Annotated in this window: 10 protein-coding genes; 7 read left to right on the top strand and 3 right to left on the bottom strand. The window is 62.0% G+C overall.

The features are described from left to right. From A6A05_RS17420 to traI, 7 genes are all read left to right on the top strand, one after another. Nucleotides 1-1,227, top strand: a 1,227-nt coding sequence (locus A6A05_RS17420) for a type IV secretory system conjugative DNA transfer family protein (RefSeq protein WP_068504050.1), incomplete at its 5' end; no start/stop codon positions are given. 18 nt (nt 1,228-1,245) lie between these two features. After that, nucleotides 1,246-1,947 carry a single-stranded DNA-binding protein gene (locus A6A05_RS17415; protein WP_068504047.1) on the top strand — a complete coding sequence of 234 codons (702 nt, stop codon included), beginning with the start codon at nt 1,246-1,248 and terminating at the stop codon, nt 1,945-1,947. An 81-nt stretch (nt 1,948-2,028) separates the two neighbouring features. Continuing rightward, nucleotides 2,029-2,208 (top strand): hypothetical protein, encoded by a 180-nt coding sequence (locus A6A05_RS17410; protein ID WP_068504045.1) that lies wholly within the window; start codon nt 2,029-2,031, stop codon nt 2,206-2,208. After that, complete coding sequence (locus tag A6A05_RS17405) at nt 2,208-4,616, top strand: zincin-like metallopeptidase domain-containing protein (RefSeq protein ID WP_068504042.1); 2,409 nt, start codon at nt 2,208-2,210, stop codon at nt 4,614-4,616. The genes A6A05_RS17410 and A6A05_RS17405 overlap by 1 nt, the downstream gene beginning before the upstream one ends. Nucleotides 4,617-4,680: 64 nt before the next feature. Then, the gene (locus tag A6A05_RS17400; RefSeq protein ID WP_156521126.1) at nt 4,681-4,860 is read left to right on the top strand and encodes a hypothetical protein; all 180 of its coding nucleotides are present in this window, start codon (nt 4,681-4,683) and stop codon (nt 4,858-4,860) included. Next, entirely contained in the window at nt 4,857-5,228 is a 372-nt protein-coding gene (locus A6A05_RS17395; protein ID WP_068504037.1) for a plasmid mobilization protein, read from the top strand. Before A6A05_RS17400 ends, A6A05_RS17395 begins: the two co-directional genes overlap by 4 nt. Continuing rightward, nucleotides 5,225-6,496 carry a TraI/MobA(P) family conjugative relaxase gene (gene traI, locus A6A05_RS17390; RefSeq protein ID WP_068504035.1) on the top strand — a complete coding sequence of 424 codons (1,272 nt, stop codon included), beginning with the start codon at nt 5,225-5,227 and terminating at the stop codon, nt 6,494-6,496. Before A6A05_RS17395 ends, traI begins: the two co-directional genes overlap by 4 nt. 85 nt (nt 6,497-6,581) lie before the next feature. Here traI and A6A05_RS17385 read toward each other — a convergent pair whose 3' ends face one another. The 3 genes from A6A05_RS17385 to A6A05_RS17375 form a co-directional block, all read right to left on the bottom strand. After that, nucleotides 6,582-7,277, bottom strand: a complete 696-nt coding sequence (locus A6A05_RS17385) for a transposase (protein WP_068504033.1) — start codon at nt 7,275-7,277, stop codon at nt 6,582-6,584. 119 nt (nt 7,278-7,396) lie between these two features. Then, on the bottom strand, nt 7,397-10,771 hold the full coding sequence (locus tag A6A05_RS20365; protein WP_082911042.1) for a two-partner secretion domain-containing protein: 3,375 nt from the start codon (nt 10,769-10,771) through the stop codon (nt 7,397-7,399). Nucleotides 10,772-10,775: 4 nt separating this feature from the next. Beyond that, complete coding sequence (locus A6A05_RS17375) at nt 10,776-12,440, bottom strand: ShlB/FhaC/HecB family hemolysin secretion/activation protein (protein ID WP_245644350.1); 1,665 nt, start codon at nt 12,438-12,440, stop codon at nt 10,776-10,778. Nucleotides 12,441-12,944: the final 504 nt, after the last annotated feature.

Here is a 12,944-nt window from a genome sequence, read left to right as displayed (position 1 = left end):
GAAGGATCGATCCGCTTCAATCCGCTGGCCGAAGTCCGCATCGGCACCGGGCACGAAGTGGCCGATGCCCAGAACATCGCCGCGATGATCATCGACCCCGACGGCAAGGGGCTGGCGGATTTCTGGGCCAAGTCGGGCTTCGCCTGGCTGACGGCGGCTATCCTCTACACTCTTTATACCGTGCGCCGCGATCAGGGCCGCATCGCCGGTCTGCCCGATGTCGATGCGGTGCTGACCGCCCCCGGCGAAGGTCTCGACGAGCTGCTGGCCAGCATGGTCGCCTTCGCCGACGGCACCGAGGCGGCCAACCGCCTGGTCAACTCGGCCGCGCAGGAAATGCAGGATCGCGCCGCGCAGGAACGCTCGGGCGTCCAATCCTCGTCGAAGGTCGATCTGTCGCTTTATCGCGACCCGATCATCGCCCGCAACATCGCCACCTCGGATTTCCGCCTCGACGATCTGATGAACGGCGACAAGCCGGCTTCGCTGTACCTGATCGTGCCGCCTTCCGACATCGACCGCCTGCGGCCCCTGCTACGGGTGATCCTGAACCTGTTCATGCGCCGGCTGATGCAAAATGTCGGTGCCGACGGCAAGGCCACCAACCGCCATCGCCTGCTGTTGATGCTCGACGAGTTCACCAGCGTCGGCAAACTGGAAATCTTCGAACGCGCCCTGGCCTTCATGGCCGGCTATGGCATCAAGGCCTTCCTGATCGTCCAGGACCTGGTGCAGTTGCAGGGCACCTATGGCCGCGAGAATTCCATCGTCGGCAACTGCCATATCCGGGTGGCCTATGCCCCCAACGATGTGGCTACCGCCAAGATTCTGTCGGACATGTGCGGCAAGACCACCATCGTCCAGAACAAGCGCAGCCGGAACCGCAAGGCGCTGGCCCTGTTCGGCGCCAACGTCACCGATGCCCAGTCGGAAATCGGCCGGCCGCTGCTGACCCCGGACGAGTGCATGCGGCTGAAGGGTGCCCGGAAGTCCCGCCGCGATCCCACCAGGATCGTGCAAGCCGGCGACATGCTGGTGTTCTCGGCCGGGCAGCCGCCGATCCTCGGCCGGCAGCCGCTCTACTTCTTCGACAAGATTCTGCTGAAGCGTTCGCTGATGGCGTCGGTCGGCTGCGATCCGATCGAACCATCCGACGAACTGGTGCCGGCCTCGATGCCGGAACCGTCACCGATCGCGGCCCGCCTGCGCGAGGCCGCCCGTTCTTAACCGGAGAAAGGAGAGCACATGTTCAACAGCAATATCGCCATGCTTGTCGGTCGCCTCGGCGCCGATGCCGAGATCAAGACGCTGCCCAATGGCAAGGTGGCCACCATGTCGCTGGCGGTCGATCAGAACTTCAAGAACCGCGCCGGAAAGTGGCAGACCACGACCCACTGGTTTCGCGTCGTCACCTATCTGCCGTGGCTGATCGACAACGTGATCGCCAGCGAGGCCACCAAAGGTCGGCCGATGTTCATCCATGGCTCGCTTCGTGCCAGGTCGTGGGAACAGGAAGGCAAGAAGTACAACTCGGTCGAGATCGAGGTCGATCACACGGGCGGCATCGTCCCGGTCGGCGCCGATAGCACGCCGCTTAATCAGGTCATGGTGACCGGTCGGCTCGGCGGTCATGCCGACATCAAGACCTTGCCGGGCCAGGACGGCGGCAAGATGGCGTCCTTCAGCTTGGCCGCAGATCGGTCCTTCAAGGACCGGGCCGGCGAGTGGCAGCACGTCACCGACTGGCTGCGTGTGGTCACCTTCCAGTCTTCGTTGATCGAAAAGGTCTTGGCCAAGCAGGCGACCAAGGGGCGCCTGGTTGTGGTCCAGGGTGTCCTGCGCGCTCGCGAGTGGGGCGACAAGGACGGTGAGGTGCGGACCAGCATCGAAATCGAAGTGGACGGCTCCGGGAGCATTTTCCCGGTGCTGGAGGATAAGGCGGCCTAGGGACGCCGCTGCCGCCTACAGGGCGGCTTGTTACGCAATCCATGTACACGGAACCCGAAACAGCACCGTAGGGAGAGGAAAATGACTGACAAGGATGACCAGATCGTCGCGACGCAGATCAGCGCCTTGGCTACCGCCGGCATGGTGGTGGCCGTCGATCCTGACGACGCCGACAGCATGGGGGCGTTTGCCGACACCGCCTTGACCCCCGAGGACGCGCTGGAAAGCCGCTTCGACGATGTCGTGGAAGGGGGTGAGTGATGGCCGACGGCAAGCCCACTTATCGCGACGAGATCGCCGCCGAGATCATCGCCCGCATCGAGGCCGGCACCGCGCCCTGGCAGAAACCTTGGCAGGCCGGCACCCTGGGGCAGTCGCCCTTCAACCCGGTTTCCGGCAATCCCTATCACGGGATCAATCAGGTGTGGCTGGACATGCAGGGCCGGTCGGACCCGCGCTGGATGACCTACAAGCAGGCCCTGGCTCAGGATGCCCAGGTCCGCAAGGGCGAAAAGGCCGCCACGGTCGAATATTGGAAGTTCACCGAAACGGTCCCCCTGACCGACCCGGACGGCAACCCGGTCCTTGGTGCCGACGGCAAGCCGCGCACTCGGGAGGTGCGGCATGACCGTCCCCGCGTGTTCCTGGCCAAGGTGTTCAACGCCGAACAGATCGACGGCCTGGCGCCGTATGTCCCGCCGCCGGCGCCGACACTGCCGGCGCTGATCGAAGCGGCGGAAGGCATGATCGCCAGCTCGAGCGTGCCGGTCTTTCATGACCAGGTCGATCGCGCATTCTATCGGCCATCGACCGACCAGATCCATTTGCCGCCGCTCGCGTCGTTCCACAACACGCCAGCTTATTACGACACCATCCTGCACGAGCTGGGGCACGCCACCGGCCATCCTTCGCGCCTGGCTCGCGATTTCGGCCCGTTCGGGTCGGAACGCTACGCCCGCGAGGAACTGAGGGCAGAGATCGCCAGCTACATGCTGGCCCGTGACCTGGGCATCTCGTTCGATCCATCCAACCACGCCTCTTATGTCGAATCCTGGCTGAAGGTGCTGCGCGAGGACAAGAACGAGATTTTCCGCGCCGCCCGCGATGCCGAGACCATCAAGACCTGGGTGATGGAACCCGAACGCCGGCCCGAATTGGAACGGGCAACACAAGAGCAAAATGCTGGTCGGCAGCGTGCGTCGGAAGCGCCGGCACAAGACGCTGCGAAAACCGAGAATATCGAAATGGTCGATCGGCTTGAAAATTACTATCGCCCTGGCCGCGTCGTTCCCGGCCCGAACGGCCAAGACGTCGTGAAAAGCTTCGAAAGACTGAAATTCGGATACTGGAATGTCGTCCTTCAGGCGGTGCGCCCTGACGGAGCATTGGAGCCGGAACGCCAGTCGATCGGACGCCCGGATAGTGCCGAACTGACGGCCTGGGAGAAGGACAACCCGGTCCCCCGAAAAGGGCGCCAAGTCGAACAGACCGAGGTGGCCATGCCCGAACCGACCAAGACCCGCCATTTCATCGCCGTTCCCTTTGCCGAGAAGGACAAGGCCAAGGCTGCCGGCGCCAAGTGGGACCGACAGGACAAATCGTGGTACGTCCCCGAAGGCCTGTCCCCCGAGCCGTTCGCCAAGTGGGCGGCCGGCGCCGCCCCGGCGGTGAAGGAAGCCCGCCTGTCGCCGGTCGATGAATTCGCTCAGGTCCTGAAGGCCAACGGCCTGGTGGTCGATGGTGCGCCGGTCATGGACGGCAAATGGCACCGGGTGGCGGTGATCGATGACAAGGGCCAACAGAAAAGCGGATCGTATCGCGGCTTCATGGATGGCCGGCCGTCGGGGCAGATCACCAATTATCGCGGCGGCGACACCATCAAGTGGGTGGCCACCGGCACGGCCCTGACCGACGAGGAACGCGCCCGCATCCAGGCCGAAGCCGCCAACGTCCGCGAAGCCCGCCGGCAGGAACAGCACGAGCTGGCCGAACGGGCCGCCAAGACCGCCTATGGGGTATGGACCAACCTGCCCGGGCCGGCGACGCCCGAAAACTGCGCCTATCTCGCGGCCAAGGGGGTGGGCGGTCACGGCGTCAAGGTCAACGAGGCCGGGCAGATGGTGGTTCCGGCCCGCGATGCCGCCGGCCGGCTGTGGAACATCCAGACGGTGACGCCGGACGGCAAGCTGTACCTGAAGGACAGCCGCAAGGCCGGCACCATGCATGTGCTGGAAGTGACCGGCAAGGGAACGCTGGACAGTCTGGCGCCCCTGAAGCATGGCGCCCTGGTGATCGCCGAAGGCTATGCGACGGCTGCCACCATTCACGAAGCCACCGGGCACGCGGTGATCGTGGCTTTCGATTCGGGGAATCTGAAGGCGGTCGCCGAAGCCGTCCACGCCAAGTATCCCGACCGCCCCATCCTGATCGCGGCCGACAACGACCATGCCAGGACCGGGGGCAATATCGGCATGATCAAGGCGGAAGAGGCCGCCAAGGCCGTCGGCGGCACCTTCGTCGCCCCCCAGTTCACGGCAGAAGAAAAGGGGCTGAAGCTGACCGACTTCAACGACCTGGCGAAGTCACGCGGCAACCAGTGGGTCCGCCGCTGCATCGAAACCGCCCTGTCCCGCGTGCGCGATCACGGACTTGATCGCGGCGTCGCTTGATCTCTCCCACCTCAAGGCCCGCCCGGAATTCCGGCGCGGGCCTTCCTTTTCCAGGATGTGCCGCATGATCATCCATACCCGTTCCGATGATCCGTTCGCCGACGGCTGGGAGGCGTTCGGAATGTTTCCCAGCCCGCCCTGTCCGTACCCGGCCGGCAGCGAAGCCTTCGAATTGTGGCAGGACGGCTTTGACGAAGCGATCCGGGACAGCCTGGCCACCTGGTTTGACGAGGGGCAGCGATGACGACGACGCGCCATCGCATCCTGGTCTCGTTCAGCCAGGAGGAATTCGGCCGGGTCAAATCCCAGGCGGCGCAGTTCAAGCTGTCGATCTCCGAAATGCTGCGCCGTTTCGCGTTGGGCAATACCTTGCCCGATCCCTCCACCTTCGCCGGCGCTGCCGCCATCCGCGAGCTGCTGAAGGTCAACGCCGACCAGGCCCGCCTCGGTAACCTGCTGAAGCTGGCCATCGACGAAAGCGACGGCACCTGGCCGCCGGCGCTGATGGCGCGGATCGACGCGCTCGCCGCCGACATCGAGGCGGTGCAGGCCGAGCTGAAGGCCACGGCCAAGGCCATTCACCACCAGATTCATCCCAGGGCCTCGGCGTGATCGCCAAGCGGATCGACCGCAAGCCCGAGGTGCGCGACGATTTCGCCCATCTCGGCCGCTATGTCGCAGCCGCCCGCGAGAAGGGCGAAAAGCTCGACAAGTTCTGGATCGTCAATTGCGATGCCGGCGACAAGCTGGCCGATCTCGACCTGGCGCTGATCGAGATCGAGGCGACGCGAACGCTGAAGCCTGGCCTCGCCGACAAGACCTATCACCTGGTGGTGTCGTTCCGGCCGGGGGAAGAGGACAAGCTGACCCTGGAGCAATTGCAGGACATCGAGCGGTCCTTTGCCCAGGCGCTGGGCTACGGCGATCACCAGCGCGTCGCCGGCACCCACATCAACACTGATAATTTCCACTTGCACATCGCCGTCAACAAAATCCATCCCGCCACCGGCCGCTGCCACACCCCCCGGCAGGATTTCAAAATCCTGGCCAATGTCGCCCGCGAGATGGAACTGAAACACGGCCTGGCCATCGACAAGGGCATGACCGACGGCACCGAGCGCAACCCGGTGTCGGGCCGGGCGCGAGATTACGAGGCGAAGACCTGGGAGCAAAGCTTCGAGCGCTACATGGTCGAGAACAAGACGCCGATCCTGAAGGCGGTCCACCTCGCCACCAATTGGCGCGAGCTGCATGACGGCCTAGCCAATCACGGACTGATGATCCGAAAGCGCGGCGCCGGCCTGGTCTTCGCCGAAGCCGGCGGCGGCAAGGGCCGCATGAAGGCCAGCCGCCTCGACCGGTCCTGCTCGCTGGCCAAGCTGGAAGATCGCCTCGGCCCCTATCAGCCGCCACCGGAACGCCAGCGGGCGAAACCGCCCAAACGTTCCTACCAGCCGAAGCCAATGACCCGTCACCCTGGCCAGAACCGGCTATGGAAGACCTACCTGCAACAGAAGAAGCCCGGCTTCCTCGGCCGCGTCCTGCATTTCAGGAACTGGAAGGATTACCTGTTGGCCGAAGCCCACAAGGACGCCTTGGCCCTGGTGGTGATCCTGACCTACAAGGAACTCCTGCACATGCTGGACGAGGCCACCACCTTCCAGCGCCGGCCATACCAGGTGCCGAAGGTCGCCAGGGCGGCGATGGAAAGCCTTGGCGGGTCACCGGCGAAGGCGGTGCCGATGCGGGACGGGAAGGGGAACATCTGGGCCGTGCAGGGTAAGGATGGCCGGGGAAAGGATGTCACCCTTGGACATTCTGGACGGGCAGAGCCTGGGAGGCGACCAAAGCGGCCAATGACTGGCGGGATCGTGAGGTGACCATCCAGACTTATGGACGGTCAAGACCTCGGACCGCCAAAGCCGGCGACTCACCACCTCAGCACCATCCTCCCTCCGACGGCCATCATGATGAAAGTGCCGCCGGGACGGTGCCGCCAGCCTGCTGCCGTGGCCTCGGGCCGCGCCGGGCGGGTTTCAGGGGGCGGCCGCAACGATCTTCCTGTGACGAGACAAAGCCGTCGTCGCCCAGCGGGCGACCGATGGTCTCGGCCTGGCGCAGGCGCTTGATCGCCGCCCCATCGGCTGGGGTATCGAGAAAGCCGGCGAAATCGGGAAAACGTGACAGCACAGGCGCCAGGGTGGTGATGCCGTCGTCGGTGGCCGACAGATGGGCGTGGACGCTGGACCATGGCCAGTCCCGGGGCTGGTCGGTCAGTCGGGCGCGCACGGGGTTGAAAGCCACATAGCGCAACGCAGCGGCGAGATGGGCCTCGTCCATGACGACGGCGCCGTAACGGCCCTGCCAGAAATGACCGGTGCGCCGCAGTCGCGCGTGAACATGGCCGGCATAGCGGCGATGCACCGGCGCCAGGGCTCGGCGCAGTCCGTCCTCGTCCGACGGGGCCAGGATCAAATGGACGTGATTGGGCATCAGCACCCACGCCCACACCGCGACCCCGGCGGATCGGCACGATTCGGCCAGCAAGGCTCGGTACAAGGCATAATCCTCGTCGCCGAAGAATACCCGCGCCCGACCGTTGCCGCGCTGGGTGACATGATGCGGGAGACCAGGAACGACGAGGCGGGGCAAGCGGCTCATGGCCCACTGTGGCAGGATGGCTGCCCGGGGTCAATTGAGTGCACTGTCACCGTAACCCCCACCACTGTGGCGCATTGCGACGCCGGGGAGCAGGGGCCGTCCACCCCATCACCGTAACCCTAACTGCGCGCCGCAACAGGATTAGACCAACCAATTACGTTGAAAGCCGACGAGTTGCCCCAACTTCGGCTAACAACCCACTCGCCATTGTCACCCTTATTGAATGTCAGCTCGCGGTTGGCAATTTCGTTTCCGTCTGTGCCCACATTATTTTCAATAAGTGTAATTTTTAACGATCCGTCGGCTAAGGGCTCAACGCTCTTAACAATGGATACGTGAGGGTTATTCCCATTCCCCTGGGAAAGCACAGCGCCAACTTTAGGGGGGATATCGCTTGAGAGGCTGTTGTACTCGAAATGAATTTTCTGACCGTTCAAATACACAGGTCCTTTTGACGCTACTACTGACGCCGACCTATTCCCATTTCCTGTAATATCTGGCTTGTCCATTCCCAACGCGTTCATGTAATCTCTAACAATGTCTGTGCACTGATATGCATCGCTCGACCCAATTGAGCTTGCCAAATACCCGCCGTTTGATTTTGATGATAGAGCTATTGTTGAGTTTCCTATTTTAAATGAAACTGTATCAACAACATCACCAAGAACCGTTCCTGTGACTTTTGTTACGCTTCCGTCTTTATATGCGCCACATGTAGAGCACAGAGCGCTTTGCACGTTGGCTTGCCCATAGAGTCCGTCAAAAATATTTTTCATGTATCCTGTTCCGTATTTGCCTTTCAGTGCGGCCCAAACCGGGCTTCCATTTGGATTGGAGGGGTCAATTTGTTTATTGTATAGAAGGCTTAGTATTGCCCCTTCTGTATCAACCGAATCTTTCACAAAATTTAGCTGCGGGACCAAATTGTTGTATACGTTTTGACGGACGGCGTAGGGGAATGCTGACCATTTGCTGTCACCTATAGCTAGTGCAGATTTATCTACTGCTAACAATAGAGCAGTGTCTAGCTTTGAGCGAACAGTCCAACGGCTATCTTCAAAAATAGTCCACCACCCGCTCCCGGAATTCAATTTTCCACTACCAATTAGTGTCGTCAGTAACGTGGAAATCTGGTCTGGTGTTTTTGAGGACAGGGCATTCATTATGGCGTTAACTTTTGCCCACTTATCGGCTGACAAGCCGTATGTACCGGTCGACTGATTTGCGGATGCAAGCGATTGAGCAAAAGTTGTGGATTGAATTCCTGATGAAATTCCGACCAGAGACCCTATGTAGTCAATTATGCTTATATCTGATTGATCTAAATTAACGTCTGGCGGCAACCTTGTTTTGTTGTCGGCGTTTATTTTGTCTGTTTCATTCGTCTGGTCCGGAGTTAGGGTGGTGGAGGTGGTGGGCTCGGAATAAATCGTGCAGTTGTCGCAGCTCGCCAGCTCGATGCCGGCGCCGGTCGCGTTCTGGAAGCTGAGGTTTCCCGAAACGCGGTAGATTTCTGGGGTGCCGTTTGAAGAGTCGGCGGCAAATGCGCTAATGGTTGGCGCGTTCAGGGTGATATTACCCTTGCTCGCGATGGCGTTGTCGTAAAGAGTGATTGTATTAGTTGCGGTAACGCTAACTGCACCTGTGCCTGTATATAGTGTATTGTATGATGTCTTTGATGATGAATTAGCTAGCGTTACATTTGCGCCGATGAGGGTAATATTTCCATTTTTTGCAAAAATATAAGTGTGCTGTTCTGTATTGTCCCTTCCTATTGTTACATCTCCGACCCCATCACTGTTGTAGTCGGCTTGCAGCTTTACGTCGAATGATCCGGATGTCGTTAGATCGCTTGCGCTTATATAAGCGCCGTTAATCATTGAAATGCTGCCATCAGCGATGACATAGAAGTCCTTTGATGAAGAGGACCCAGATGTACTCATGATGATATCGGATATGACGACATTGCCGGAGGCGAAAATAGTAACGCGCTGGCCACTATTCAGTGCCTCAGCTATGGAGTCCGTTGATACCTGAGCTGCGCCACTATCATTAGTTCCATAAAAATTTCCAGGGTCACTGCAGTCAATTGATGAGCAAGTCGTTGTGACATTTGTTTGAGTGGCGCCGTCGGAAATCGTCAAATCACTCGGATCGAGAAACCAAGTGCCGATGAGACCTTTTGCGGCTGACGTGTCCACCCGGCCTGTGTGGTGCAAATAGACCTTGCCCGAAGTCTCGACGAAGCCGCCGTTGCCGCCGCCCCAGCCCCCCAGGGCGAGGATTTTGCCATAGGAGCGGGTGGTGTGATCGGCCCACAGGATGGCCTTGCCGCCGTCGCCGTTGGTCAGGGCGCTGGCGTTGATCTGGGCGCCCTTGGCCATGTAGGTGACGTCGGCATTGCGGACGGCGCCCTTGCCCAGGTAATCGCCGCCGACCAGGGCGGTGCCGCCTCCGGCATCGCCGGAGACGTCGATGCGGGCGCTGTCGGTCAGGGCGGCGACCTCGCCCAGCACATGGACGATTCCGCCCTTCTGGCCGGCTTCCTTGCCCGAGGCGTCCAGCTTGCCGGCCACCTCGACCACGCCGCCATCATCGCCCTTCAGCACGATCTCGCCGCCCTGCTGTTCGACGGTGCGGGCCTGGACGATGCCGGTCATGTTGATGGCCTTGTCCACCACGCCCTTGGCGGCGTTGGCGGTCAGCAGCACCCGGCCGCCGTCGGCGTAAATCTGGCCCGAATTATCGATCAGGCCGGCGACCGGCTGGCCGTCCGGCCCCTTGACCTGTTGCGCCAGTTTCGAATCGGCCTGGAACAGGATCAGATTGTCGCCATACAGATCGACGGTGACGCCGCTGCCGGCCGAGGCCAGGGCGACGCGACCCAGGCGGGCCGAGATGATGCCGGAATTCCGCAGGCTGGGGGCGACCAGGGCGACCAGGCCGCCGTCCTTGGCCGAGAGGCTGCCCTCGTTGATGATCTGGGCGTCGATCTTGCCGGGAATGTCGAAGTTCAGGCGCCCGGCCATGAATTCGGAATTCTTGATGTCGTGGGTGCTGGCGACCAGCGCCGCCACATCGATCCGGGAATCCTTGCCGAAGAACACGCCGTTGGGGTTGACCAGGATGACGCGGCCATTGGCGGTCAGGGTGCCCAGGATTTGCGACACCTGATCGCCGGTGACGCGGTTCAGCGCGATGGACGAGGCGGAGGGCTGGACGAAGCGGGTGGTTTCACCGGCGCCGATGCTGAAGCTTTGCCAGTTGATCACCGCCTTGTCGCTGGCCTGGTTGACGGTGAGCTGATTGGGGGCGGTGGTGATGGTGGCCTGGCCCTCGACGACCGAACCGCCCTGGGGATTTGCAAGGGCGGGCACGGCGATCATCAAGACGGGCAAGACACCGGCCAGGGCGGTGGTGGTGGTGAGCCAGCGGCGCAGCGGCGAGGCCTTTGATGCATGGCGGAGGGGGGCATGGCGGGATCGGGTCGTCATGGCCTTAGTACCTTGCGGAAATGCTGAAGAAGAAGCGGGGCTCCTCGCCCTTGCCGGTGGGGGTGTTGGCGTTGACCGGGCGGGTCAGCGGTTTGTCGATCTCGAACGAGCCGTTGAGGTGATCGGTCAGCCCGAAGCGCAGGCCGATGCCGGCGGAGGAACCCATGCGGGTGCCGCGCTGGTTGGAGGGGGCGCGGTCCTGGGTGATGCCGTAATCGTAGAAGACGAAGGGCTGGATGTATTTGAAGCCCAAATCCTCGATCCGGTCGGTGAACTGAAGCTCCAGCTTGCCGGCGATGCCGTTGTCGCCGGTGATTTCCGACGAATCATAGGCGCGGCCATACTGGCTGCCGCCATAGCCGAATTCCTCGGACGACAGCAACTGGGTGGCCGACCATTGGCCGGTGATGCCGCCGACCAGGGCGAAGCCGGCATCCAGTTGCTGGGTGCGCGACAGGTCCACCGTCAGCTTGGTGAAGTCGCTGCGGCCCCGGTCGCGGGTCTTGTTGGCGTAGTCGAGGTCGGTGGCGTTGAGGATGTTGAGGCCCTGGTGCAGGTCGACGACCACCTGGTTCACGCCCTGCCAGGCATCGGAATAATCATAGGCGGCGCCGATCTTGGCGACGCGGACGCGGTCCTCGTTCAGGCGGGAGCCAAGCTGGTCGGTCTGCGAGGTGCGGGCGGTGAAACTGCCCGCCAGCGACAGGTTCTCCTGGCGCGAACGGAGCAAGGGGTGGCTCAGCGCCGCCGAAAAGGTGATGTTGCGGCTGCGCATGTCCAACTCGCGCAGATTATGGCCCGGCTGGCCTCGGCTGCGGTTGCCGCTGAGCGTCAGCTTGGTGCCCTCGGTGGTGACGATCTCGTCATGCTGGACGGCCAGATACCGCAACTCCTCGCGATCGACCGTGTTGACCCAGGTGACCTGGGTCTTCTCGTACAGGCCGAGAATGGAATTGATGCCGGCCCCCAGGGTGTATTGGCCGGGGCCGCTGGTCTTGGTGCCGCGATTGTCGATGGTCAGCGAGCCGTCGATGTATTTGTGCTCGATGACGAACACCACGTCGGATGCGCCCTGGACGGTCTGGGACGGGCGCAGGACGGCGCGGGCCTTGACGCCGGGAAGATCGTTGGCCAGCAGCGAGTAGCGTTCCAGCACGCTGTTGTGCAGCGGCTTCGACGCCTTGATCTGCTCGCCCCAGCGGCGGAACAAATCGGCGCGGCCATTGGCCTCGCCCTCGATGATCACGTCGTTGACGTGGCCTTCCACCACCCGGATGCGGATGATGCCGCCGTTGATGCGCTGCGGCGGCACGATGGCGCGCGACAGGATGTAGCCCTTGTTGCGGTAATAGGCGGTGATCTCGTCGACCAGGGCGTACATGTCGGCCAGCGACACTTCCTTGCCCAGGCGGTCGGCCCACAGCGCGCCGATTTCTGCCTCGGGGAAGATCGTGGCGCCGTCCAGGGTGACGGCGGTCAGGGTGAAGCGGATCTTCTCGGCTTCCTCGGGCGGAAGCTGTTCCTCGCCCTCGGGCACCGCCGGCTCGATGACGGATTGCGGAATGCGCGGCTGCTCGAACCGCTTCTCGATGCGGCCGGGATCGACGGCGCCGGGGACGGTCTGCGCATTGGCTGACCAGCCTAGAACACAGGCTCCTGCGGCAGCCATCACAGCCCCTGCGGCCGCACCTTTGAAGGTGTCGCGCATGATCCCCGGTCACCTCTCCAAATGGTCTGTGCCGTCGGCTTTCGCGGCAGACCTCATTCTTAATGCTTCATTAACACAACCGAAAGGGTATGGCAAATGTCGGTTAGTACCTATCGGAAATATTGCCATCACCGATCAAATGGCGCGGCGTCCCGGAAAAAAGGATTCCTGCTCACTGGCCGGCGTTGAGCACCCTCCGGGTGCGAATAAGCCATTCCGCCCGTCAGGGCGGTGCGCGGTGATATCACCACGCCTATCCTGCCACTTCACGACAGGTGAAATTCCGGGAAAAACAGGGAAAGTCGGGGAAAGAAGGGGAAAAACGGGGAAACATCGACAAACGCCAGAAAGGCACCCGGCCACGCCCTCTTTCGTTGCATACAGGCAAGGCAACGGGCATAACCGTTCGCCATGAAGCGCACACCCCCACCGAAGCACGCCGCAATCTACGCCCGTTATTCCAGC

This window comes from Magnetospirillum moscoviense (assembly GCF_001650635.1).
In the GTDB taxonomy this organism is placed as follows: Bacteria; Pseudomonadota; Alphaproteobacteria; order Rhodospirillales; family Magnetospirillaceae; genus Magnetospirillum; species Magnetospirillum moscoviense.
The sequence above is the reverse complement of the archived record's forward strand: the minus strand, read 5'-3'. Positions and strand labels throughout refer to the sequence as shown.